This window comes from Zunongwangia sp. L-65 (genome assembly GCF_056859415.1).
The window spans coordinates 140,602-167,408 of sequence record NZ_JBSXOK010000069.1; the positions used below are offsets into that span (position 1 = coordinate 140,602).

A 26,807-nucleotide genomic window follows, 5' to 3' on the forward strand; every position below is an offset into this window, starting at 1 on the left:
TATTTAATTATTCTTCAGATTGCGTTTGGTCTTTTTCACTAAGATCTTCAGCAGGTTCTGCAGGATTAAGATTATCTGAATTCTCCTGAGTTACAGTATTTGTTTGAAAAGATCTTTCGGGATTACCTTCCAGTTTATCTTTTAAACTCATTACATAATGATCGATCTGCCAACGTTCTTTAATACTTGTTTGTACCGCATAAGACCCCATATTATTAAGACCATAATACATGGCATGATAAACACTACCCTCTGTAATACTACGTCCTGGATCATCATAAGAAGGCACACCAAGAATTTTCTCTCTTTCTACTAAAGTACCCTGGCCATCACCTTTATCTCCATGACAAACCGCACAATAAACGGTATACAAAGCTTTACCTTTTGTTAAGTTCTCTTCGGTGTAAGGAAGTGGATTTTTAAGGTTTGCTTTGGCATCAGCTCTTCCCTCAGGAGTATCTTCATAATCATAAGGCATCCATCCTCTTGGTATTGTTCCATCAACAGGTAATTTAGCTTCCTGTTGATTGGCAAAAATATCATAAGCGCCGTAAGGTTCGTAAGGTACCGGACGGTACATATCTGGGAAATATTGATAATTACGATCCCTGTCACCCGCACAAGAATTTAAGAAACCTGCGATTATAACAAAGACTAAAGATTTATGAAATAAACTTCTCATCTGGTCTATTTATTGTCAATTAATTTAATTTCTGCAGCACCTGTATCGTATAAAAATTTCGTCAGGTCTTCTACATTATGATTCGTTGCGTCTATCTCCATTAAGAACATATCATCTGTAGTTCTAGGATCTGGATTTTCAGCTTTTTTAAAAGGCGCCAGTCTACTTCTCATATAAAAAGTAATAACCATTAAGTGAGCTGCAAAAAACACGGTAAGCTCAAACATGATCGGAATAAAAGAAGGCATATTCGTTAAGAATGAAAAACTTGGCTTTCCACCAATATCCTGAGGCCAATCCTGAACCATCATAAAATTCATCATCAAAACAGCAACTGATAATCCAGTTATACCGTACAAAAATGAAGTTATAGCTAATCGTGTTGGTGCTTCTCCTACTGCTTTATCAAGGCCGTGTACGGGAAAAGGCGTATAAACCTCACCAATATGATAGCGCGCTTCACGCACCTGCTTTACCGCATGTAAAAGCAGATCATCATCGTTATAAATAGCGTGTATTGTTTTTGATGCCATCTTGATTATTTATTTTTTAATTCAGTTGCCTGAGCATTCCAATCACCTCTGTTCTCGATAATAGGGAAGTTTTCAATAACTTCATCAAGCAATTTGTAATCATCCTTGGTTAAATTAGCTACCTGGTCGTATTTATAAATACCTATCTGATGTAAATGCTGCTCTAAAAGCGGACCTACACCGTTTAGCTTTTGTAGCTCATCTGCACTTTCTACTTTAGGATTATATGTACCTATTCTGGCTAGCATAGCATCCAATCGATCTTTCTGAGCTTCAGTAACTCCCAGAGCATCCGCATTAACAGTAGATTCATGACCTGAACCAGGTTCTTTTTCTGTTGACGTATCACCAAAAAAGTCCTTTTTATCATCAATATTGGCAGAAGGTTCTTTTGCTGTTGGATCGTTATCTACATGGTGCGCTACATCATCACCATGCTTAGCTCTTAAATTCTTATAATATTCACCTGAAGATTTCAATATTGTCTTTACTTCGGCTTGTGCGATCACAGGGAAAGTTCTTGCATAAAGAAGAAACAATACAAAAAAGAAACCTATCGTACCGATAAAAACACCAATATCAACAAACGTAGGAGAGAACATTGCCCAAGAAGAAGGAGTTCTGCCTTTACTCAGGTCGATCACAATAATATCAAAACGCTCAAACCACATCCCAATATTTATTACAAGGGCCACTATAAAAGTCCAAAGAATATTTCTTCTCAATTTCTTAACCCACAATGTTAACGGCACTACAAAGTTACATACTATTAAGGCCCAAAATGCCCATGCATAAGGTCCTGTTGCAGCTCCAAAAGAAAGATAAGTATAATTCTCATAACTGGTACCGGAATACCATCCTATAAAGAATTCAGTAATATAAGCTACGGATACGATTCCTCCGGTCAACAATATTACCTTGTTCATATATTCGATATGCAGTAGCGTAATATAATCCTGAAGATTAACCACTTTTCTCATAATAATAAGCAAGGTTTGCACCATTGCAAATCCTGAGAAAATCGCACCGGCAACGAAATAAGGAGGGAAAATCGTACTGTGCCAACCAGGAACTACTGATGTAGCAAAGTCAAAAGATACAATCGTGTGTACCGAAAGTACCAAAGGTGTTGCTAAACCAGCAAGCACTAAAGATACTTCTTCAAAACGTTGCCAGTCTTTTACACGTCCACTCCATCCAAAACTAAGTATACCGTATATTTTCTTTTGAAATTCATTTGTTGTTCTATCACGAAGCATTGCAAAATCAGGAAGTAAACCAGTCCACCAGAAAACAAGTGACACCGATAAATACGTTGAAATTGCAAAAACGTCCCATAACAACGGTGAGTTAAAGTTTACCCATAAAGAACCAAACTGGTTAGGAATAGGTAAAACCCAATATGCTAACCAGGGACGTCCCATGTGAATAATAGGGAACAAACCAGCCTGAACTACAGCGAAAATTGTCATGGCTTCTGCAGAACGGTTTACTGCCATTCTCCATTTCTGGCGGAATAACAATAATACTGCAGATATCAATGTTCCGGCGTGACCAATACCTACCCACCAAACGAAGTTGGTAATATCCCATGCCCATCCAATGGTTTTGTTCAATCCCCAAACTCCGATTCCTGTAGAAACGGTGTAAATGATACAACCTAATCCCCACAAAAATGCAATTAAGGCAATAGTAAATACAATGTACCAGGATTTATTTGCTCTCCCAAGTACAGGCGCTCCTACTTCAACACTTATATCATGATAAGTTTTCTCTCCGGTAACAAGAGGTTCTCTTATAGGTGCTTCGTAATGTGACGACATATTTCTTTAAAATTGATTCTTATTACTTAATTATTATGCTTCAGCAGTATTGGTAATTTTAGCCTGATACATTACGTTTGGCCTTGTACCTAAACTTTCCATCATACGGTAAGTTCTATCATCCTCTTGTAATTTAGAAACTTTAGACTCTTCGTCATTAATGTCTCCAAACACAATTGCTCCGGTATCACAAGCCGCTGAACAAGCTGTACGGAATTCTCCATCTTTCACTGGTCTACCTTCACGCTTGGCATCAAGAATCGTTTTTTGTGTCATTTGAATACACATAGAACATTTTTCCATAACTCCACGTGAACGAACTACAACATCAGGGTTTAACACCATACGACCTAAGTCGTTATTCATGTGATAGTCAAATTCTTCGTTTTGAGCGTAATTAAACCAATTAAACCTTCTTACTTTATAAGGACAGTTATTTGCACAATATCTTGTACCAACACATCTGTTGTAAATCATTTGATTTTGACCCTGGCGACCATGAGACGTTGCCGCAACCGGACAAACTGTTTCACAAGGAGCGTGGTTACAGTGTTGACACATTACTGGCTGAAAAGCAACCTGAGGATTATCATACGAAGGATTTTCGATAACATCATAAGTCTCGAATGCTCCTAGATTATTCAGTTTCTCCTGCTCTTCTACAAAAGTATCCCCGGCCGAATAATATCTGTCGATTCGTAACCAGTGCATATCCCTGAACTTTCTAACTTCATCCTTTCCAACAACTGGAACGTTATTTTCAGAATGACAAGCAATAACACATGCTCCACAACCTGTACACGCATTAAGATCGATAGACAGATTAAAGTGATGCCCAATACTACGGTCAAAAGATCTCCAGATATCAGCTTTTTGATCACTAACAGGAATTTCCTGATGATTATAGTCTACCTCAGGAACAGCGTTCCATTCATGCTTGCTATTTGATGTTAAAACAGAAAGAGTCGTCTCTTTAAGAATATCATCACGTCCCGCTAAGGTACTTTGCATTTGCACACTTGCAAATTCATGTACACCTGCAGCTTTTTCTATACTAACATTTTGAAATGCACTAAAGTTCTTATACAAAGGGTAAGCATTTACACCTACTTGCATTTCCTTCTGCATTCCTTCTTTCTTACCATACCCCAAAGCTAAGGCTACAGAACCTTTAGCCTGACCTGGCTGAACAATAACAGGAACATTTTTTAAAGTAGTATCACCAACACTAATATTCACATAACTACCATTTAAAGCTCCATTGGAAACAATTTCGTTTTCAAGCTCCAGCTTATCAGCATCTGCTTGCGAAATCATTAGATAATTATCCCAAGTTGTTCTGGTAATAGGGTCTGGAAGTTCTTGTAACCAAGGGTTATTAGCCTGATTCCCATCACCCATTGAAACTTTGGTATAAAGTGTAAGTTCAAACTCACTTTCTTCCTGAGCAGAAGCATTCATCTTTCTTAAAGAAGAAGCATCATTCGCTGAGGAAGCAAAACCTTCAAGCACTGTTGTCCCTACAGGACTAGTACCCTCAAATACTCCATCATGAAGTGCCTGATTCCATCCACCTGTTAAATTACCAGACCATGTTTCTTTGATATAATCATGATAAGACTGGCTATTTCCTGACCACTTTAATAAACAGTCCTGAAATTGGCGAGTATCAAATAATGGTCTAATTGTTGGTTGCATTAGGCTAAACTGGTTATCAGTAAACTGAACATCTCCCCAGCTTTCCAAATAATGAGGAGTAGCCGCAATATATTTACAAAGTTTAGCAGTTTCATCCTCTTTCATTGTAAATGAAACTGACACTTCTACATTTTTCAATCCTTCAATAAACTCCGATGCATTAGGCAAACTATAAGCCGGATTCACTCCAACCACCATAAGTGCACCTACACTACCATCGTTCATGTCTTTAACTAACTCGGCTACCTGAGCACTATTACCCTGGCGCGTCATTCGTGCATTATCGGTATCCATAATTGAACTACCTAATGCTTCATTTATAGCCAGAACCAGTGATTGAGCATCTGCATCTGGAATACCAGAAACCACAACTCCTTTACTGCCAGCTTTTCTTAACTGACTTGCTGCTTTCACTACAGCATCATCAATTTTAGAGGGAAGTTCGCTTGTAGAACCTCCTCCTACAATATACCCATACAAAGAAGCAAGAATTGCCTTTTGCTGAGATGGTTTTACAGGAACGCGCTTATCGGCCTTCGCACCTGCCAAAGACAGGTTTGATTCGAACTGCACGTGCCTTGACATTTTTCCATTTTTTGGGATACGGCTTTGCGCATAACTAATATCATATCCTCCGCCTTGCCAGTCACCAAGAAAATCTGCCCCTATAGAAACTATAGTTTCAGCTTCGGTAAAATCATAATTTGGCAATGCTCTTCTTCCATATCTAGATTCAAAAGCTGAAAGCGCTGCATCTTCAGAAACCGCATCATAAGCCACATGCTTTACATTTGGATATTTAGCGCTAAAATCCTGAATTAATTTAGTCGTACTAGGGCTGGCAAATGTTTGTGTTAACAACACAATATCTCCCGAAACACCATTAAGTGCTGAACCCACCTGACGGTCAAATTCTTCCCAGGAAACATTTTTCCCATCGATCATCGGGCGCTTCACCCTCTTTTTATCATACAAAGAAAGCACTGAAGCATGAACACGGGCACCCCCACCAGCTTTTACCTTCGCAAGATCATTATTTTCAATCTTTATAGGTCTCCCTTCACGAGTTTTAACCAATACACTTTGAAAATCAAAACCATTGGCAATAGTAGAAGCGTAATAGTTAGCCACACCAGGAATGATTCTATCTGGCTGTACTACATAAGGTATAGATTTTACAACCGGTCCCTCACAAGCAGCTAAAGAAGCTGCCGCTGTACTAAATCCAACATACTTCAGAAAATCCCTTCTAGACGTTTTTGAATTACTTAAGGACTCTTTATCCCCAAGAAATTCATCCACAGGAATTTCTTCAGCAAACTCTTTTTGTTTTAGCGTCTCAACAATAGAACTACCTTTTAGCTCTTCAACACTTGTCCAGTATTTTTTGTTTGATGACATATATATCTAGATATTAACTTCTTAATTTATATCTGCAATCGCAGTTATTATATTAATAGTGGCATTTTCCACATTCAAGACCTCCCATTTCTGCAATGGTAAGTTCTTCTACACCGTATTTCTTAGAAAGTTCTTCGTGAATCTTTTCGTAATACTCATTACCTTCCATCTGAACACCAGTTTCCCGGTGACAGTTAATACACCATCCCATAGTAAGCGGAGCTTCCTGATGCACAACTTCCATTTCCTGAATAGGACCATGACAATGTTGACACTGAACTCCTGCTACAGAAACGTGTTGTGAGTGATTAAAGTAAACAAAGTCTGGAAGATTATGAATTCTAACCCATTTTACTGGCTTCTGATCTCCTGAATAGGTTCTGGTTGAAGGATCCCAACCAACCGCATCGTATAGTTTAGCAATCTCGCCATCGTAAAATTCTTTTGAATGGTCTGCAGTCGCAGTCTCCGGAGCTACTTCTGAAATAGCTTTATGACAGTTCATACATACATTCAAAGATGGAATTCCAGAGGTCTTAGATACCCTTGCAGAAGAGTGACAGTACTTACACTCAATTCCATTATCCCCAGCATGAATTCTGTGAGAGTAATGAATTGGCTGTATAGGCTGATATCCCTGGTCTACTCCTACTTGCATCAAAAATCCATATGCAAAATACCCTACGCCAAGCAGCACCACTATAGAAAACACCAATACTAAAAACTGGTTTTCAACGAACGCCTGCCAGATTGGTTTTCTTGAAGGCTTCTCAGGTAATTTTACTCCACTAGCCGTTGCAAAGTTTTTAAGTGTTTTGTTTACTAAAAACAAAACAACCAGCAACATTACTAACACGAAAATAAGAATCCCAAGAATGATATTAACAGATACACCCCCTCCAGATGCACCTTGACCATCTGTACCAGCTCCTGCTGTTGCAGCGGCAGTGGGCTCAGGTTTAGGTTGCTCTACATAAGCAAGGATATTATCGATATCTTCATTAGACAATTGAGGAAAAGCTGGCATCGCAGTACCATTATATTCCTGATAAATTGCTTCTGCATCTGCATCCCCTGAAGCTCTTAGCTCAGCATTGTTTTTAATCCATGAATAAAGCCATTCTTTATCATGCCTTAAAGTTACCCCGTTTAAAGCCGGACCAATACTAGCTGAATACGGCTTATGACAAGCCGCACATAAGGAATTAAACAAACTTTTACCGGCAGCGGGATCACCTAATTCCGCAGAGGCCGAAGCATCTGCTTTATCAGCTGCGGTCTCTGGAGTCCCAGCTTCCACAGCAGTAGAATCCTGAGCAAAACCCGTTACAGTAAACGAAAGAAAAAGTGCTACAATTAAGAGCAGTCGCGAAGTTGAGTGGCGGTATTTCACCTTTTTCATATTATAAGTTGAATTAACGTCTAAACTTTGGTACGGTTTTTTAAGATTAAAATCTGTACGTAAAAACTTTAGAAACGCACCATTAAATTCAGGCACAAAAGTAATACTTAAGTTGGATTTTGTTTATGTTAGAGAAGCGTTAATGGGTAATTTATATTAGTTCTAAATAATAATTTCTATAGAATATGAGTTATTTAATTTTACTTTTGTCTATAAAATCATAACTATGAATATTTTAAGCTTTAAAAACCTATTATTCGGCACCTCTCTTTGCTTATCCTGTGTTGCTTTTGGTCAAGAGGAGACCCAAAAAATTAACATTTCCCAGAGCGATATGATTAATGAATTATCCTTAACCAAAACAAAATTACAAAAGTCACATAATATAGGGGATCGCTATGTAATACAACTATTTAGCGGGCCTAATGGGGATGCCAGCAATAAAATAAAGGATTATGAGGCACTATATGAATATCCGGCACGAATTAAATACGAAGCGCCAAATTACAAAGTTTGGATAGGCAATTTCAGAAATCGATTAGAAGCCGACAGAGCGCTTTTGGTTATCAAAGAGACCTACCCATCTGCCTTTATTCCAAAACCAGAAAGAAAGTAATCTAAACTATCCGTTCCCTTACATAGTAAGACTTGCGACGATAAGGTAAAAAAGGAACAAATACATACAATGCCCAGCTGATTTTTAGATGGGATTTTTAAAATAAGTTCATAAAAAAAGGCTGCAAATTGCAGCCTTTTTTGGTATTATCATTTCTATAGCTATACCACTATCTATTTAAGTGTTTTCTTCACTTCTACTTCTCTAAATGCTTCGATAACATCTCCTTCCCTGATATCATTATAGTTTTTAACCTGCATACCACAGTCATAACCTTTGGATACCTCTTTAACATCATCTTTAAAGCGTTTTAACGAAGCTAATTCACCTGTGTAGATCACAACACCATCTCTAATTAAGCGCACTCCAGCAGTCCTGTAAATCTTACCAGAAGTTACCATACAACCGGCAATGGTACCGATCTTAGAGATTTTGAACGTTTCCCTGATTTCAGCAGTACCAGTAATCTCTTCTTTAACCTCTGGAGAAAGCATTCCCTCCATGGCATCTTTAAGATCATTTATCGCATCATAAATAATAGAGTAGGTTCTGATATCGATCTCTTCCTTATCAGCAACCTGTCTTGCATTACCGGCAGGACGAACATTAAAGCCGATTATAATCGCATCTGATGCCGAAGCCAAGAGCACATCACTTTCAGTAATAGCTCCAACCCCCTTATGGATGATATTCACCTGAATTTCCTCAGTAGAAAGTTTCTGGAAACTATCTGTTAATGCTTCTACAGAACCATCAACGTCCCCTTTCAGGATAATATTAAGCTCTTTAAATTCGCCTAATGCGATACGGCGTCCAATCTCATCCAAGGTAATATGACGCTGCGTTCTAACATTTTGTTCTCGTTGTAACTGTGTACGCTTGGCAGCTATATCTTTAGCTTCACGCTCATCTAGCATCACTTTAAACTTATCACCGGCCTGTGGCGCACCATCAAGACCTAAGATAGAAACCGGAGTTGATGGCCCGGCTTCCTTAATTTCGTGACCTCGTTCATCGTGCATAGCTTTAATCTTACCACTATGACGACCTGCCAGTACATAATCACCAATTTTAAGCGTACCCGCCTGTACCAGTATTGTTGCTACATATCCACGACCACGGTCAAGGAAGGCTTCTACTACCGTACCATTGGCAATTTTATTAGGATTCGCTTTTAATTCAAGGATCTCAGCTTCAAGAAGTACTTTCTCTAACAATTCTTTCACACCCATCCCTGTTTTAGCAGAAATATCATGTGATTGCACTTTACCCCCCCAATCTTCAACCAGTAAATTCATAGAAGCTAACTTCTCTTTGATCTTTTCTGGATTGGCAGTAGGTAAATCTGATTTATTAATCGCAAATATTATTGGTACTCCTGCGGCCTGAGCATGTGAAATCGCTTCTTTAGTTTGCGGCATCACATCATCATCGGCAGCAATTACAATAATAGCGATATCTGTTACCTGTGCACCACGAGCACGCATTGCGGTAAAAGCTTCGTGACCCGGAGTATCCAGGAAGGCAATTTTTTGACCACCATCTAATTCTACTCCATAGGCACCAATATGCTGTGTAATACCACCACTTTCTCCTGCAATCACATTCTCTTTACGAATGTAATCCAGAAGTGATGTTTTACCATGATCTACGTGCCCCATAACAGTAACGATTGGCGCTCTTTCCTGTAAATCTTCGGGAGCATCCTCCTGTACTTCTACTGTTTCCTCTACATCTGCTGTTACAAAATCCACTTCATAACCAAACTCATCTGCAACAATAGAAAGCGTTTCGGCATCCAGTCTCTGGTTCATGGTCACCATCATACCAAGAGACATACAGGCTGAAATCACTTTGGTTACCGGAACATCCATCATGGTCGCAACTTCACTTACGGTAACAAACTCTGTAACTTTAAGCACTTTAGAATCTGATTCTTGCTTTGCAAGATCTTCTTCTGATCGCTGGCGGTGTTGATCCCTCTTATCTCTTCGATATTTGGCACCTTTACCTTTACTGGATTTCCCCTGAAGTTTTTCAAGAGTTTCCCTAACCTGCTTTTGTACTTCTTCTTCGCTAGGCTCTTCTTTCGTGATAGGCCTACTACGTTGCTTATTATTACGACCTTTACGGTTGTTATTATTGTTATTTCCACCACCCTGATTAGGGCCGCCTTTTACATCCTTACTAATTCTTCTACGACGTTTCTTGCGATTTCCTTTCTTATCATCATTGGATGCCGCAGTTTTTTTATCGTCTTTCTTTTTAACAGGCTTTTTAAATTTGGAAAGATCGATTTTTTCTCCCGTAAAGTTAGGACCGTCTAATTTTGTATAATTGGTTTTTATACGGTTAGACTCCTCACCTTGCTCAGAAGCCTCAGGTTTCCCCTGAGTTTCCTCTTTATCTTTCTTGGGCTCTTCCTTAGGTTGTTCTTTTTTAGGGGCATTATCCTGACCTTTAATAACATCAGGTTTTGGCTTAGGCTTTTCTTCCACAGGTTTTGGGGCTGGCTTTTCCTGTTTGGCTTCCTCTGGTTTTTCTTCTTTCTTAGGCTCCTCTTTTTTCTTCTCAACCTGAGGTTTATCCAAGTCTATCTTACCAACAGTCTTAGGACCAGAAAGTTTAGTACGGGCACTTAGCGTTTCCTGCTCCTGCTTTTTACGCTCCTGCTCTTCTCTAAGCTTTTCCTGTTCCTTTTTCTCCTGCTCTTTTCTTTTTTCTTCCTGCTCGCGTTCGCGGGCTAAACGCAGCTCTTCCTTCTCCTTCTTTCTCTCTTCCCCTACTTCTTTAGAAGCTACTTTTTTGCTTTTATCTGTCTGGAACTCATTAAAAAGAACCTGATACGTCTCCTGAGAGATTTTAGCAGTAGGACGTGCTTCAATATCATGCCCCTTAGAATTTAAAAACTCTACAGCCCGATCTAGCGAAATATTGAATTCACGTAATACTTTGTTTAATCGCATTGTTTTTGCTTCAGCCATAAATTGCCCTCTAAATTAACCTCTTTTGTTTATTACTACAATAACTTATTCTTCGAATTCTTCGCGAAGTACCTTCAGCACTTCACGAACGGTTTCTTCCTCCAGGTCGGTACGCTTTATAAGGTCATTTACATCCTGCTCTAAAATACTTTTTGCCGTATCCAAACCAATTTTTGCAAATTCCTTAATTACCCAATCTTCGATTTCATCAGAGAATTCAGATAGTTCCACATCTTCTTCCACTCCTTCTCTAAATACATCTATTTCATAACCCGTTAGCTGGCCGGCAAGTCTAATATTATGCCCTCCACGACCAATTGCTTTCGAAACCTCCTCAGGCTTAAGCATTACCTCAGCCCTTTTGTTTTCTTCATCTATTTTTATCGATGTAATTTTCGCCGGACTCAAAGCCCTTGTTATAAATAACTGATCGTTATTAGTATAATTAATCACATCGATATTCTCATTACCAAGTTCGCGTACAATACTATGGATTCTAGATCCTTTCATACCCACACAAGCGCCAACAGGATCAATTCTATCATCATACGAATCTACTGCCACTTTTGCTTTTTCGCCAGGGACACGAACTACTTTTTTGATGGTAATTAAACCATCAAAAACTTCAGGAATTTCCTGCTCAAATAATTTCTCCAGAAACCCTGGTGCTGTTCTGGATAAAATAATACTAGGCTTATTCCCTTTTAATTCAACACTTTCAATAACCCCACGTACATTTTCTCCTTTTCTAAAGAAATCCGAAGGGATCTGCCGGTCTTTTGGCAATACGATTTCATTTCCTTCATCATCTAAAAGAATAATTGCACGATGTCTTATATGATGAACTTCAGCTGTATAAATCTCTCCTTCAAGATCTTTAAACTGCTTGTAGATATTTGTGTTATCATGTTCATGAATCTTAGAAATAAGATTTTGCCTTAATGCTAAAATCGCTCTACGCCCAAGATCCTTTAATTTAACTTCCTCAGAAACATCTTCACCAACTTCAAAATCCGGTTCAATTTTACGTGCTTCTGCAAGTGAAATTTCCTGATTTGGATCCTCAACTTCACCATCGGCCACTACCACACGGTTTCTCCAGATCTCCAAATCTCCCTTATCAGGGTTTACAATGATATCAAAGTTATCATCCTCACCATACTTCTTTTTTAAAGCATTTCTAAACACATCTTCCAAGATCGCCATCAAGGTAACACGATCTATCAACTTATCATCCTTAAACTCTGAAAATGAATCTATTAAGGCGAGATTTTCCATACTAAAACAATTAAAATGTTATCATAACTTTTGCTTCAACAATTGCTGAATATGCTAATACAGCTTCTTTCTCTACCGTCACCTTTCCTTTTCCTACAGGTTTAGGTTCACGTGCTTTCCACTGAAGTTTAATATCAGACTCGGTAGCATCGATTAAATTTCCTTCAAATTTTTCATTTTCAGTTTTAACCTGCAACTTTCTTCCAATATTTTTTTTATACTGTCTGGGAATTTGTAGCGGCTCAGATACTCCGGCCGATGTCACTTCTAAAGAAAAATCCTCTTCTTCCCTGTCTAAATTATGCTCTACCTTACGGCTTACATACATACAATCTTCGACAGAAACTCCTTTATCGCCATCGATAACCACTCTTATCTGATTATCTGATGTTACCATAAGATCAATCAAAAATAAGGAATTATTTTCTTCAAATGCTTGTTGTAGCAACTTTTCTACGTTCTCCTTCAACTTCATACCGGTTATAAAAAGAGGGGACTTTATGTCCCCTCGCTGTACTTTTTTAGTTTCAACGCTGCAAATATAATAATAATTCCCGAGAAAGAAAACCAGGCATTTATAGCTTGCTTAAACTAATTCCAATTGGCTAAAAACGCCCCTTTTAACCCACATTTGTCTTTTTATCACCCCATAGCTATGGATGTGCGGCTCAAAAAAGCCTTTATATGGAACAAAAATCATCATTTTTGGCTGTAATCAAATCAAATCAACTACCTCGGGGCAAGCCCTTAGGGAAAATATTCGTAAATTTAATATAGAAACAAAAAATACTAATTTTTCCCGAAATGCAAAAGATTCTTGTCCCAACAGATTTTTCAAAAGAAGCCGAAAATGCTTTGAAAACAGCCGCTATAATTGCTAAAAAATTCGATGCAGAAATTTACTTACTTCATATGCTAGACCTGCCTTTAAACCTTATTGACCCCGTACAGGGAAACAGTCAGAATGTACCGGAAGCATTATATTTTATGAAGCTCGCACATATGCATTTCAGCAAAATAAAAGAAAGTGATTACCTAAAAGACCTCTCAGTTACAGAAGCTGTTCAATTTAATCATGCTTTTAAAGGGATCACTGAATTCGCTAAAAATAATAATTGCGATCTTATCATTATGGGGTCTCACGGCAGCAGTGGTTTCCAGGAAATGTTTGCAGGATCGAATACCGAAAAAGTGGTTCGCCAATCTGAAATCCCTGTTTTGGTCATCAAAGAGGAAGCGAAAGATTTTAAAATTGAAAAGTTCATTTTGGCTACCGATACCGAAATTGACAATAGAAAAACGCTTTTAAAGGCTGTGGAATTTTCCAATCTTTTTGAAGCCGAATTACACCTACTTTTTGTGAATACGCCCAATAATTTCACTACAACAAAACAAGCTTATGCCGATTTAGATGAATTCCTTAAGGAAATGAATCTAAAAAATATACAAAAACATATTTATAATGATGTCAGTGTCGAAAAGGGAATTTTGAATTTTGCCGAAAAAATCAACGCAGACCTGATTGGCATCAGTACTCACGGCCGCAAAGGTTTAGCTCATTTCTTTAACGGGAGCATTAGTGAAGACCTGGTTAACCACGCCAAACGGCCGGTGGTTACTTTTAAAATTTAACAGTCTACCTCTGGCCAGGACCTTAATGTATTTTTTAGAAAGTTATTTTTTTATTTGGGGGCATCCCGATCCCGATAGGAGCCATCGGGACGGGATCGGAGCATTTAAATCTCGATTATCGAGTAAAGGTTTTAAGGGCACCTTTTTTAATACAGGACCAAAGATAATTCCAAAAAGATTTGGTTTTATCCCGCTCTATCTCAAGCCCCTCATTTACATTTTCACCACTTTCGCCATTGTGTTTTACAAAAATATTGGCGATAGTGGTTAAGAATCCACTTTTTTGCGTACCGTCCTTTTTTAAGACTTCAATTTTAAAATCCTTATAAACAATATTTAAACCACCGGTAGCTACATTTCTATTCCCGGAGAAATTAAAATTCATATTTGTTATATCCCCTTCTGCCTTTACATTCATTCCGGGTGTTAAAAAAGTATTCATATTTTGCGCGGAAAGCGTCCCCATATTACCGGAAACAGAAAACCAATCGCTGGGATTATTTACTTTAAAAGCCCAGTTCAACTGCAAAGCCGCCTGATTCATAAAATCGGCCTTGGCGATAATCCTGGTGGTAGGAAACTCCGTTGAATCGCTAAAATTAGTAAGGTTGGATATTTCCCCCTGTACTTTTGCAAAGACTACTTTACCTGGCGCTCGCCCTGCCTTCATTCGCTCTTCATAAACGATCCTGGCATTGTCAACATTTAAAGTATCGATTTTAAGCAAAAATGGTAATTTCCTAAGCATCTCGCTATACATCGGCTTCACAGTATTATCATCAGGTTGCGTTTTGTCCCTGTAAATTTCAAAATCCGCATTATAAATAGAAAAGCGTGAAGCCACATACTTCAGACTGTCATTTTTAAAGCCAAAATCCTGATGGTCGATAGCAATACTATCTGCACTTAACTGATACCGATCTTTTTCTATAGGCGTATGTTTCTGAAATTCCTGTTTGGAATATACCGATGTCAGCAAAAGTCCTTGCAACCTACTTTTATTTTCCTCGATCCCAATACTAGCCACCTTCATTTGATGTCTTTCATCCACTTTTAAAAATATGGAATCTGCATGCAGGCGAAACGCTCCAAACTCAAAAGGAATTTTATTTTTGATGCTATTACTATCGATCTGCAATTCATTCAACTCAAAGTCAAATTTTTTCACCTTGATTTTATCTTCAGAAACACTATCCAATAAAGCGAATTTACCCCGATTAAGGACAAGCCTATCAACTGCGATCTGCTTCTGCAGCCCTTTTTTCTTTGCATTGCTCTTTGTTGCCGAAGCATCTTTCTCATTCGACTTATTTGCTGCAGTCTGATAGATGATTTCAGGATCACTAATTCTGATGGTATTCAGATCAATATTCTTATCAAAAATAAACTTCCAGTAATTAAGTCCGCTTACTTCCAGTTTCTCTGAATGAATCGCTACTTCCCCCCGCTTTAAGCGGATATTGGATAATTCTGCAGTATTTTTAAAAACCTGAACCTCCAAGTCCTCAAATTTCAGTTCCGGCAGCTGTTCATTAAGTAAACTTATTGCTTTCTTCTCTACAAAAGGATTCAGGAACATCCCAATACCAAAAAGTAAGGCTAAAACAACCAATATCGAGATAAGGACTTTGGATTTTCTATTCAAAATAGACGGGTTTATTTTGAAATGTACAACCTTTAACCAAAGCACCTATCGGGATTAAGAATATTTAACTAAAAAGTTTAAGCCAGGTGAAATGGGTGCGTTAAATTTACGTCAAAGCTGATGGCCGGTTATCAAAAAACCGGAATTAGAATATATATTTGTGAAAAATCAAGAATACTAAGTAGGGAGCAGCATAAGCTATGAAGCCTAGCATCCCTTTCCAAGCAAGGCCGGGGACTTAAATTCTTTGGCTATGCCAATAAGCAAATAACCAAATGATCCTTAAGCTGTCTATAAAAATACTGTTTGTTATTGCCGAGATTTTCCTGGCATTTTACAGTTTTGCCATGAGCGATAGCTTATTGGTAAAGTTTATTTTCTTTGCCTTTACTGCTGTAATAATTGCGTTTGCGCTTACCAAAATCACCAACAAATTCTTACCGGTAGATAAAGATTATATTTCCCGGGAGCAGGAGGACGGTGTTATGGATGAGGAATAACTAATCTATGCGCTTAATTTCAATTTCAGACACACATAACAAGCACAAAGATTTACAGATTCCTGATGGAGATATTCTTATTCATTGTGGAGACTTCACTGAAGGAGGCACAAAACTAGAAATTGAAAATTTCGTACAATGGTTTTCTAAACAACCCCACAAACATAAAATCTTGGTTGCAGGAAATCATGATTTTTATTTAGAGAAATATTCAACAAAGATAGAAGATATTTTCCCTAGTAGTATTCACTACCTAAAAGATAACGGAATTACAATAGAAAATTACAAAATTTGGGGCAGCCCTTATACCCCCGGAAATGGAAATTGGGCATTTAACAGGGAAAGGGGAAGATCGATAAGAAAAAAATGGAGTTTAATTCCGAAAAACACCGATATATTAATTACGCACACGCCACCGTATGGGATTTTGGATGAAAGCAAAACCTATAAAAATATTGGCTGTGAAGAATTATTGAAAAAAATAGTGGATATAAAACCCGACTTACATCTTTTTGGCCATGTTCACGATGATTTCGGAAAGAAAAGCATAGCACCTACATTATTTGTAAACTCAGCCGTAATGGATAGCAAAAACAGGTTGATAAATGGGGTAAGCGTAGTAGAGGTTTAGAAAAAGGATTTGGATACGGAAAGGCCGGCGGCGAAATTTGAATTTTCATCTGAAATATCTACAGCCCCCATTACATCCAAGTTCATAACACCTCTTAGTAAACCTATTTTCAGGTAGGTCGACACCACTTCAGGCTGCACCTTGAATAAAGAACGCTGGTCATCGGAATCATAATGAATGTAATTTTCGGTGCCTCTGTTACGATTAATCCCATAGTTTCTCCTATAGCTCAATTTAAACTCATATGGAAAATATAATTTACCTTGAATACCCAAATGATGCGCAATCAACCTATTATTACCAACAGTAATATAGTCGCTACCATAATCTGACAAGTACGTACTGGTAATAAAAGGAACTCCAATTACATTTTGTTGATAGGTCCAACCACTACTATAAACTCCATTATTAAAATAATTATCCCATAAATGTGGAGCAGTTTGGCTTTGGTTTTTAGTATAAATGAATTCATACACAAAGGAATTTATAAAGTTTTCTCTATTCCCCGAATCATAAAACACCCCATACCTACCATCGGGGAAATTTTTCATTGCACTCCCTGATCCATCTTCAAAAATACTGTTATAAAATAATTCAAATTCGGCATCATCATATTTTTTGTTATAAGATAATTCATAACTCCCAATATGATTGCCAACTGCATTAATCTGATCACCTTTTATAGCATTATCCCCTCCCGCACGACCAAAAAACATCCGAACATAATCCCCAAATCCAATGTCTTGTTTCTCAAACCTAGGATCAGAAGGGTTTCCCCCATATTGTGCTACATGTCTTATACCCAATTTTAAAGTTGAAAAATTATTCAAATTATAAACCAGGGCAAAATACTTATGATGCACATGAGCATCTTGTGTTGCCCTATCGTCATTTAAAAGGTATTCACTAAACAAAGCTTCGAATCCAAGCCGTTTATTAAACAAAAAATAGATTGGTTTAATTGTTTTAATTTCCAAACCAGGTAAGGAACGTGCATTAGAAGACCAAAGAATACTTTGATTTGTGGAAGCTAAACCATTATACTTTAACTCAGCGTGTTTCACACCAAATGAAGCTGCAATATGACCTGATTTATATTCAGCATATAATTCGTCAATAAAAATATCTTTGGCTTCACCTACTTCATTAAATTCATTGCGGTAAGCAAATGCTGATTTAAACGTGAATTTTGAATTTTCATTAAGATACAAATCGTAAGAGGGTGAAACCACCGCATAAGCATTTGTTTGCCTACCAACTCTTCCGTAATTGTTACTTCGTAACCAAAATGGCAGAGCATCATCGCCATTGACAAACGCAGCAGATTCTACATTTAATTGAAATCCAGATTGGGAATATACCATAACGGGAATCAAGTAAAAACACCCAATTAAAAACTTTCTATAAATTTTTAAACCCTTCCCCATATTTAAATATCTATAATCATAATACACAAAGTAATACTTCAATTAAAAACCTTAACTAAGGCATTTTAAAAGCGTTCTTTAAATTTCTCCCAAAAACTTTTCTTATCAGCCCCATACGAATATCCATATTTATTACCATAATACCCAAAATTCGCAGAATCCACATCATTCAATACAAAACTTACATCGTGTAGCTTCCCGCTTTTCATTGAGTCCATTGGAAATTGTAAAAGTTGTTTTTCGGTATATGAAGATCTCACAACATATAAAGTAAGATCGGCATATTGACTGATCAGGAAGGTATCGGCTACCAGCATACATGGTGCCGTATCGAGGATTATATAATCATAGCGTTCTTCCAACAGGCCCAACATCTCACCAAGGCGCCTATGTCTTAATAACTCTGATGGGTTTGGCGGAATACTCCCTGAAGTCAAAAAGTCCAAATTCCTATTAAATTTCGTTTGCTCAATAAGATTATTCAGTTTTAAATCTTCATTGATTAGATAATCACTAACCCCTATATGCTTTCTAGACCCAACATCATAACGCTGTAACTGCGGATTACGCAAATCTGCTCCCACTACAATTACTTTTTTACCCATGTTCGCCAGGGTTAAAGCCAGGTTTATCGAAGTAAAGGTTTTCCCCTCTCCCTTAACCGTGGAAGTCACCAGCATTTTAATTCCTTTTTGCTTATCAGTTTTATTGATCAATAAATACTGCATATTGGTAATTGCAATCCTAAACGACTCGGCTAAGACCGAACGATCGGCTTCAGTGATTAAATGACTCTCCTTTTTATCAATTCTTGGGATTTCAGCAACAATTGGGATTTGCTTGGCTTTTCTTTCCAAATCCCCCCTATTCTTTACTTTATTATTTAGAATATTTTTTCCATAAATAATCCCAAATGGGATAACTAAACCAAGCAAAAAGCCTCCCAACATAATCACTTTAGATTTTGGGGCTACGGGATCAACATTAGTATAGGCATTATCCACAATTTTTGCTTTGGGCGCGGTAACCGCTAAAGAAAGAGAATTTTCTTCCCTTTTTTGCAATAAAAATAAATATAATGACTCTTTGATCTGTTGCTGACGGTCAATACCACGATATTGACGTTCTATGGAAGGTACCGACGAAATTCTGGACTGAATCAGTTTCGCTTCATTATTCAGTTCTTTTATGGAAATATCAAGATTCGCACTTAAACGCTGTAAACTCTTTTTAACCACAGAACGCATTTGGTCTATTTGCTGATCCAAGCTTACGATCACAGGGTTCTTCACCGTAGAAGCTTCAAGTATACGATTACGCTCTAAAACCAATTGATTGTAATCTGCAACCTGTTGATTTACTCCTTCCCCTTCTAATCCTAAATTTGCCGGCAGAAGATCAGAATTATTTCCTTCTTCCAAATAATCCAACATTGCAGACGCCAATTGCACCTGAGTTGTCACTTCCTGGCGTTTCTTTTTATAATCACTGGCATTCTCTAGAAAAATTTCAGATTCCGCCTGAATATCCGTAAGCTCCCGACTCTCTTTAAACGCCTCTTTATCAATTTCCACGGAGTCTAACTCAAAATTTATAATTTTCAAACGTTCGTTTATAAATTCTGCAGTATTTGAAGCTACCAGGTTTTTATCTATAATTGCTTCTTTATTATATTCTACTATTAACTGATCCAATACATCCTGTGACTTCTCAGGTACCGAACCTTCTAAACCAAGTTGAATCAATGTTGAATTTTCGTCTACCAATTCAGCTATCAGCCCATTTTGATAATACGAAACCACAGCTTCGACCGGTACAATCCTAAAGCCATATTCTAAAGACTCGGAATCCTCATCAGGCTCAAAGCCTTCAACCTTTCTTATTACAACTTCGGCAAATTCTATATTAAGAGGTTCTCCAAATCTTGACTTTTTCTTACTTCCAGTTTCCTTATTTATTAAAGTGATGACCTCTCCTTCCCACGAAATTTCAAACTCATTCTCAGTAGCTTTAGCATATTGAGACAACTGGTCAGAGTCCAATTTTAATATGTCTAATTTAAATGGAGCATTATTGTATACCTCACGTGTAACAAATAAATCGTATGTTAAATATTGAATATTAAGGTCTAAAGAACTGATCGTTTTGGTCATCATCCGCTTAGACTTTAGCAAGCCAATCTCATTTTCTATACTACTTGTTTTAAGCCCTTCCAATATTCCCAAATCCGTAAAAGAGGACATTCCCGAGGTTGCGGGGGATTTGGTATCCTCATCCTTAATGATAATCGTGGCATTTGTTAAATAGACCGGTTTAGATAATTTTAAATATATAAAAGCCAAAACAACCGCAACAAATACCGATACTATAAACCAGGGCCAGTACTTTAAATATTTCTGTATTTCCTCCCTTAAGTTTATCTCTTCTTCCTGGAAATTTTGATATTCGCTATTCATAATTAGATTATCGGGTTATTAATACAGCTAAAGAAACCAATACAGATGCTATGGAAATATACACAGATGCATTACGATTGTAACTTGCAGATTGCAACTGAGGACCGTTAGGCTCCACATATACCACATCATTTTGCTGTAAATAATAAAATGGTGAGTTTACTATATCCGCATCGGTCAAGTCCAAATAGGCATGTTTCTTGTCCCCGTTTTCAGTTTCCCTAACCACAAGAACATTTTTTCTTTTTCCATAAATAGTCATATCGCCAGCCAGGCCCAGAGCTTTAGGTAAACTTAGGTATTCATCGGTAACCGGAAAGGTTCCCGGCTGCCTGACTTCCCCAAGCACTGTAACCTGAAAATTAGAAATGCGAACAATCACAATAGGGTTTTGAATATATTCAGATATTTCTTTCTGTAATTTAAGAGAAAGTTCTTTCCTGTTTAGCCCTGCTACTTTAACACTTCCTAAAATCGGAAATTGAATTTCACCATCTGCATTTACCAGATAACTTTGCAGTGCCGGAGTACCGCTTATACGAACCTCCCCCATCTGACTTCCCATTACATTACCGATGTAAGGTAAATTAAATGGCATTGCAGCTTCTATTTCTTCAGCGGATACGGTGATACTGAGCTGGTCATTAGGTTTAATCTCTAAATTTTCATAGATAGAAGAAGAACCATCTTCTACCTTAAGTTGATCTAGGTTTTGAAAATACACCATCTCTTCCCGAGATACACAAGACGATAAAAAAGCCAAAAAAAACAGGCAAAGAATAAATTTGAATTTGAACATCAAAATAGATTTTAGGCTAAAATAATTTTTTATAAATATCTAAAAAATAAATTTTAAAATTTAAATAGTATCAATAGGCTTTTTCTTCTCCCCCAATTGCGTTTAATACGGTTTTGATGATAATTTTAACATCAAGTAATAGAGACCACTTTTCTACGTAAAATATATCCAAACGGGTACGGTTAATAATATCAGATTTCACAACTACCTCCCCACGATAGCCTTTTATTTGTGCCAGACCGGTAATCCCGGGTTTCGCATAGTGCCTAACCAGATATTTATCAACAGAATTCTCATATTCCCTGGTATGGGCTTCCATATGTGGTCTAGGGCCAACCACGCTCATGTCACCTAATAATACATTAATAAATTGAGGTAGTTCATCAATACTGGTTTTGCGGATAAATTTTCCGATTTTAGTAAGACGGACATCATTCCTGGTCATCATTTTTGTATCTGCTTCTTTATTTACCGTCATCGATCGGAACTTATAACAAAAAAAGGATTGTTTATTTACCCCATGCCGCTTTTGCTTAAAAAAAACAGGCCCACGGGACTCCAATTTTATTAAAATTCCAATAATAGGCACTAGCCATGATAGTATAAATAAAATAATCAAGGACGAAAAAACAATATCGAAACTACGCTTTGTATAGCGAGCAACATCAGTATCCAACGGTAATTTCCTTAAATTAAGAATTGGTACGTTCCCGAACAATTCGACATTCATTGCCCTTGTATAAATCTCTTTATTATCCGGCACCATTTTAATTTTTATCAGATTATTATCACAAAAAGTAATAAGCTCATTGATTTGATCTGAAGACAAACGCGAAACCATACAATAAACTTCATCTACTGTATTATTCCTAATAAAATCAAACACCTGGTCTATATTGCCTAAATAGGTAATGCTTTTAGAGGGATGATTATCAAAATACCCCCTATATCGGTACCCCAATTCCGGCAGATCAAAAATTTGGCGGATCTTTTTAAGTTTTCTATCCCTGCCAATCACTACAACACTTACAAAATTACCTCCCTCTACGCGATAAATATCCCTTAAATAATAAAAGATATAGCGATAGATCATGATGGTGGAAAAAATAACCAACAACACTTTTAGCTGATATACCGGAGATATGGAAAGATTACGAAAACTAAAGTTGGTAAAATACGCCAAAGAAAAAACCAAGAATACAACTAATACTTTATGAAAATTAGTAAAAAAACGTTCATTTCTTTTTGTAGGATAAAAATCTATAGCAAAAGTAATCAGTAACCAACTAAGATTATAATACAAAATTGCCACAAAATCATTATATGTACCGAAACTTAACGTAAATAACGTAAAATTAATAATGACCAAATGAATCAGAATAGAAACCGGTATGATTAAAACAGATCGTTTCATTTTTAATGGTCAATTAAGCAACCTTTGATAGAAAGAAATCAATTTATCCGACTCATAGTCCCAGGATAATTCCTTAACCACCCTATTGTAGCCGAAATCCCCCATATAGTTTCTTACTTCTTTATTATCAAGTAAATATTCTATTTTGTTTGCAAAATCTGTAACATCCTTAGCATATAACGATGCCTCCTGAGCTGAAAATTGACCTTCTTTTAAATTAAATTGAACAATCGGTTTTTTCAGAGCCATATATTCCATAATCTTATTCATGGTAGAGAGGTTATTCATCTCTGTTGGCTTATCAGGATTCACACATACATCTGCTGTATTCAATATATCCACTAAAAGTTGATCGGATACCCGTCCGTAAAAATCCACATAATCCTTAAGCCCCATATCTACAGCCAAATTTTTAAGGATATCAAGATCGGACCCTCCACCTACAATAGCAACTTGTACATCATTTCTTTTGCCTACAATTTGTTTAACACTTTCCAACAACAAATCAATCCCTTCTTGCTCACCTATAACCCCTAAATATCCGATAAGATATTTTCTACCTTTCTTAAATTCTAGTTTTGGCGGCTGTAATTTAAGTCTATCCAGTTTAGGCCCGCTTCTTACCACCTGTACTTTATCTTCTCTCATGCCCCCTCTTCGAATAGCTATTTCTTTATAGGATTCATTTGTTGCGATACTCGCATCAGCATGTTTAAAAGTCTTCTTTTCAAAATATAACATCAATTTATAAAAAAAGTCTTTTTTATCGTATTTAGCAATATAAAGTTCAGGATTAATATCATGGTGATCGAAAACATACTTAACGCCTTTCCTCTTAAAACTTTTCGCTGTAAGATAAATTAAGTCCGGTGGATTACACCCGTGAATCACATGGAATGGTTTTTTCTTATAAATTTCCCTGGCTAGTTTCATTTCCCAATAAATCGCCCCTCCATATTCTATTAAATAGCCTATTGCCCCTCTGGCCTCTAAAGGCAATGGATGCCTATAAACTTCTATGCCATCTATTACTTCATAAGCTTCCGTATACCCCTTCATTCTCGGGCAAATTATAGAAACATCAGCACCATTAGCTTTAAGAGTGGTCGCTTCTTGCCAAACCCTTCTATCGAAGGGAACGGGCAAATTTTCAACAATAATTAATATATGCTTTCCGTGTAGACTCATGTATTTTTCCTTAAATCACAGTATCTTCTGCTGATATGTATTTTCCAGTTTCTAAATTTATAGCCCAGTTTATACCGGTATAGTTTTTCTTACCTAAGAATTGATCTCCGAGTCGTACAAAATCGATAATAATCTTTCCCTCAATATTCTCTAATTTTTCAATAAATTCTTTTTCTTTAGTATTAACGATCAACACATCTGAATCTTGAAGTAGCTGCTCCAAATCTGAAGTTAACAATTTAGATAAATGCGGAATTCTAGCATCCACATAATCTTTATTTGTACCGGTAAGTAAAGTTGTATTTACATTCTTATCATAAATAGTAACATCTGCTCCTTTTCCTAATAAAGCTTCAATAACCCTCACAGCGGGGCTATTCCTTAAATCGTCTGTTCCCTCTTTAAAACTTAAGCCTAAAAAGCCCAACTTCTTGTTCCAGTATTTATAAATCAATTTGGTAGCCCTTGCAATTTGGTTCTCATTAGTTTTATCGATACTATCTATTACAGGGGACTCTACATATAAGTCGTGCGCCAAAGTTTGAAGACCCTTTAAATCCTTAGGCAAACACGAGCCTCCATATGCAAATCCTGGCTTAAAGTAATATGGTGAAATATTTAACTGCTTATCCTTACAAAAAATATCCATTACCTCATGGGAATCTATATCTAATTCACTACATATATTCCCGACCTCATTTGCAAAAGATATTTTTAAAGCATGATACGTATTATTAACATACTTCATGATTTCAGCTACCTTTAAATCTGAAATAATTATCTCTCCAGGAAGATCTTTGTACAACAAAGAGAGCTTTTCTGCGGCTTCTTTATTATCAGAACCAATTAAGGTTAGGGGTGGATTATAATAATCTCTTACAGCCGTTCCCTCTCTTAGAAATTCAGGGTTATCGACTACCGCAAAAGCTTTATTTCTTTGTTTTCCTGAGCTTTTTTGTATGATATCCGCAATTTTATCACAGGTTCCCGGCATTACAGTAGATCGTAATGCAATAATATGAAAAGTGTCTTTTTCCCGAATCGCCTCACCTATATTTTGGGCTACTGCAAAAATGTACTGGAGATTTAAATGACCCTTTTCTGAACTGGGTGTCCCCACAGCTATAATACTCACCTCTGAATCTATTACCGCCTTTTTAGCATCTGTAGTAGCTGAAATTCTACCTAGTTCATGTTGCTTCTCAATAATGGTATCAATATCTGCTTCAATAATAGTGGGTTTCCCACTATTGATTAAATCAATCTTATTTTGATTGACATCAACACCTATTATATTGTGCCCATTTTGTGCTAAACAACCAATACTTACACAGCCAACGTAACCTAATCCGAAAATACTTATATCCATCGTTATGTTTTTTTTTTATTCAAATGATTTTACAAGGAAAACCAGTAATGTTTTGTTTGTTTGTTTACATGTAAATATTGACGCTTCTTAACTTCTTTAGCAGGGTTACCACCTACAACAGACATTTCTTCTACATCCTTAGAAACTACGGCGCCAGGCAAAACCACAGCTCCTTTCTTAAGTATTACACCTGGCATGATAAGAGCATTCGCGAAAACAATTACATAGTCTTCTAATACTACAGGTTTACCTTTTGTAACAAAAACATCATCATTAATATCATGTCCTAAAGTGTAAATCTTACTATTGTGCGCTATCACAACATGATCTCCAATCGTAATGCCCCGACGATTATCTAAATAAACCCCAGAATTCACAATACTATTTTTTCCAATTCTAAGCTTTCCAAAATGGAAAAACTTAATATTTTGAATTGACGTATTAGCACCAACATGATAGTTTACTATCATATATAATATTCTTTTAAGAAACATTGGTAAAACCATACTGTGCACACAATTGAAACAATATAATAATATAAAAAATACCTGAAGCTTTAATCTTTTCATTTTTGCTGGTTTTAATAAAAATCGTTTTGTCATTTTTTGTTTCAGTGGATATTATAAACAAGGTATCTAAACTTTTTTATTATTTTTTTGTGTGATAACAGTAGTAAATAATACGTTATTAACTTCAAGCGTTTGTAATAGTTTCAGACCTATTATTAAGTAAGACATATAAAGTGTTCTTTCAAAAGTATAAGGTTCTTTCCTGAATTTCTTATCAAATTAATGTTTCATTATATTACCAATAAATTGATTATGTTAACAATAATTCCCGTAATTAGTTACAGATTTTGAGTTTCTCTGAACCAAAACCTGCATCAGTATTGACAAACAAATATCTTACTGAAACCAAAATTTTCAAAGAAGATACTACTAATTCCTTCTTTAGGGAGTGTAATTTAAACTCTGTCCTCTGTTTCACTCCTTCGGAGGTACCCCCGAAGGAGTGGTTGCCAAATCGAGCCTAATACGGTCTTCAAATCTAATATATAATTGCTGTATTGTCAAGCTCCAATTATGAAGTGGAGTGGTCCATTTCTTTTGGATGTTCTGAGTAGCCAGGTAAACTAATTTGAGCAGTGCCATATCATTGCTAAAGGCTCCTTTAGTCTTGGTTACCTTACGTACTTGTCTATGGAATCCTTCCACGGCATGGAGATGAGTAATCATTGATGAAATAGTACCCTTATATCGATAATGTTATTAATGATTTTAGGAATACTAGTCTTTTTATAACACTGACCAAAAAATTAAGTTTAATATT

Annotated in this window: 20 protein-coding genes and 1 pseudogene; 4 read left to right on the forward strand and 17 right to left on the reverse strand. The window is 36.8% G+C overall.

Features of this window, described 5'->3' with window-relative positions; genetic code table 11:
• Nucleotides 1-7: 7 nt before the first annotated feature.
• From AC13DP_RS14475 to AC13DP_RS14495, 5 genes are read right to left on the reverse strand one after another with little or no spacing between them, the layout of a single operon-like run.
• Nucleotides 8-682: a c-type cytochrome gene (locus AC13DP_RS14475; RefSeq protein ID WP_013070091.1), complete on the reverse strand. Its 675-nt coding sequence runs from the start codon at nucleotides 680-682 to the stop codon at nucleotides 8-10.
• A 5-nt stretch (nucleotides 683-687) separates the two neighbouring features.
• Nucleotides 688-1,215 (reverse strand): DUF3341 domain-containing protein, encoded by a 528-nt coding sequence (locus AC13DP_RS14480; protein WP_013070090.1) that lies wholly within the window; start codon nucleotides 1,213-1,215, stop codon nucleotides 688-690.
• Between the two features lie 5 nt (nucleotides 1,216-1,220).
• On the reverse strand, nucleotides 1,221-3,038 hold the full coding sequence (gene nrfD, locus AC13DP_RS14485) for an NrfD/PsrC family molybdoenzyme membrane anchor subunit (protein ID WP_483067996.1): 1,818 nt from the start codon (nucleotides 3,036-3,038) through the stop codon (nucleotides 1,221-1,223).
• A gap of 33 nt (nucleotides 3,039-3,071) precedes the next feature.
• A complete protein-coding gene (locus AC13DP_RS14490) occupies nucleotides 3,072-6,137 on the reverse strand; it encodes a TAT-variant-translocated molybdopterin oxidoreductase (RefSeq protein ID WP_483067997.1) in 3,066 nt (1,021 codons plus the stop codon).
• 52 nt (nucleotides 6,138-6,189) lie between these two features.
• Nucleotides 6,190-7,539 (reverse strand): c-type cytochrome, encoded by a 1,350-nt coding sequence (locus AC13DP_RS14495; protein WP_041578619.1) that lies wholly within the window; start codon nucleotides 7,537-7,539, stop codon nucleotides 6,190-6,192.
• A 226-nt stretch (nucleotides 7,540-7,765) separates the two neighbouring features.
• On the opposite strand from AC13DP_RS14495, the gene AC13DP_RS14500 reads away from it, so the two are divergent.
• A complete protein-coding gene (locus tag AC13DP_RS14500; RefSeq protein WP_013070086.1) occupies nucleotides 7,766-8,155 on the forward strand; it encodes an SPOR domain-containing protein in 390 nt (129 codons plus the stop codon).
• 173 nt (nucleotides 8,156-8,328) lie between these two features.
• Here AC13DP_RS14500 and infB read toward each other — a convergent pair whose 3' ends face one another.
• The 3 genes from infB to rimP are packed head-to-tail and all read right to left on the reverse strand — an operon-like array spanning nucleotide 8,329 to nucleotide 12,892.
• The gene (infB, locus tag AC13DP_RS14505) at nucleotides 8,329-11,139 is read right to left on the reverse strand and encodes a translation initiation factor IF-2 (protein ID WP_228249608.1); all 2,811 of its coding nucleotides are present in this window, start codon (nucleotides 11,137-11,139) and stop codon (nucleotides 8,329-8,331) included.
• Between the two features lie 45 nt (nucleotides 11,140-11,184).
• Nucleotides 11,185-12,417, reverse strand: coding sequence for a transcription termination factor NusA (gene nusA, locus AC13DP_RS14510; RefSeq protein WP_483067998.1), 1,233 nt, complete (start codon nucleotides 12,415-12,417; stop codon nucleotides 11,185-11,187).
• 10 nt (nucleotides 12,418-12,427) lie between these two features.
• Nucleotides 12,428-12,892, reverse strand: coding sequence for a ribosome assembly cofactor RimP (gene rimP, locus AC13DP_RS14515; protein ID WP_274971624.1), 465 nt, complete (start codon nucleotides 12,890-12,892; stop codon nucleotides 12,428-12,430).
• Between the two features lie 329 nt (nucleotides 12,893-13,221).
• On the opposite strand from rimP, the gene AC13DP_RS14520 reads away from it, so the two are divergent.
• Nucleotides 13,222-14,049, forward strand: a complete 828-nt coding sequence (locus tag AC13DP_RS14520; RefSeq protein ID WP_483067999.1) for a universal stress protein — start codon at nucleotides 13,222-13,224, stop codon at nucleotides 14,047-14,049.
• 115 nt (nucleotides 14,050-14,164) lie between these two features.
• Here AC13DP_RS14520 and AC13DP_RS14525 read toward each other — a convergent pair whose 3' ends face one another.
• Entirely contained in the window at nucleotides 14,165-15,694 is a 1,530-nt protein-coding gene (locus AC13DP_RS14525; RefSeq protein ID WP_483068000.1) for an AsmA family protein, read from the reverse strand.
• Between the two features lie 275 nt (nucleotides 15,695-15,969).
• Here AC13DP_RS14525 and AC13DP_RS14530 point away from each other — a divergent pair, with 275 nt between their 5' ends.
• Both AC13DP_RS14530 and AC13DP_RS14535 read left to right on the forward strand, forming a co-directional pair.
• On the forward strand, nucleotides 15,970-16,194 hold the full coding sequence (locus AC13DP_RS14530; RefSeq protein WP_483068001.1) for a hypothetical protein: 225 nt from the start codon (nucleotides 15,970-15,972) through the stop codon (nucleotides 16,192-16,194).
• Nucleotides 16,195-16,201: 7 nt separating this feature from the next.
• Nucleotides 16,202-16,825: a metallophosphatase domain-containing protein gene (locus AC13DP_RS14535; protein ID WP_483068002.1), complete on the forward strand. Its 624-nt coding sequence runs from the start codon at nucleotides 16,202-16,204 to the stop codon at nucleotides 16,823-16,825.
• Here the strand turns inward: AC13DP_RS14535 and AC13DP_RS14540 are convergent.
• From AC13DP_RS14540 to AC13DP_RS14575, 8 genes and pseudogenes are all read right to left on the reverse strand, one after another.
• Nucleotides 16,822-18,252 (reverse strand): hypothetical protein, encoded by a 1,431-nt coding sequence (locus tag AC13DP_RS14540; protein ID WP_483068003.1) that lies wholly within the window; start codon nucleotides 18,250-18,252, stop codon nucleotides 16,822-16,824. The genes AC13DP_RS14535 and AC13DP_RS14540 overlap by 4 nt on opposite strands.
• A 65-nt stretch (nucleotides 18,253-18,317) precedes the next feature.
• A complete protein-coding gene (locus AC13DP_RS14545) occupies nucleotides 18,318-20,708 on the reverse strand; it encodes a GumC family protein (RefSeq protein WP_483068004.1) in 2,391 nt (796 codons plus the stop codon).
• A 7-nt stretch (nucleotides 20,709-20,715) separates the two neighbouring features.
• Nucleotides 20,716-21,507 carry a polysaccharide biosynthesis/export family protein gene (locus tag AC13DP_RS14550; protein ID WP_347407342.1) on the reverse strand — a complete coding sequence of 264 codons (792 nt, stop codon included), beginning with the start codon at nucleotides 21,505-21,507 and terminating at the stop codon, nucleotides 20,716-20,718.
• Nucleotides 21,508-21,577: 70 nt separating this feature from the next.
• A complete protein-coding gene (locus tag AC13DP_RS14555; RefSeq protein WP_347407341.1) occupies nucleotides 21,578-22,921 on the reverse strand; it encodes an undecaprenyl-phosphate glucose phosphotransferase in 1,344 nt (447 codons plus the stop codon).
• Between the two features lie 9 nt (nucleotides 22,922-22,930).
• Nucleotides 22,931-24,109, reverse strand: coding sequence for a glycosyltransferase family 4 protein (locus AC13DP_RS14560; protein WP_347407340.1), 1,179 nt, complete (start codon nucleotides 24,107-24,109; stop codon nucleotides 22,931-22,933).
• A 10-nt stretch (nucleotides 24,110-24,119) separates the two neighbouring features.
• A complete protein-coding gene (locus AC13DP_RS14565; RefSeq protein WP_347407339.1) occupies nucleotides 24,120-25,478 on the reverse strand; it encodes a nucleotide sugar dehydrogenase in 1,359 nt (452 codons plus the stop codon).
• Between the two features lie 29 nt (nucleotides 25,479-25,507).
• A complete protein-coding gene (locus tag AC13DP_RS14570) occupies nucleotides 25,508-26,080 on the reverse strand; it encodes an acyltransferase (RefSeq protein WP_347407338.1) in 573 nt (190 codons plus the stop codon).
• A gap of 381 nt (nucleotides 26,081-26,461) precedes the next feature.
• A pseudogene (locus tag AC13DP_RS14575) lies at nucleotides 26,462-26,695 on the reverse strand (hypothetical protein); the annotation flags it as partial.
• Nucleotides 26,696-26,807 lie beyond the last annotated feature (112 nt).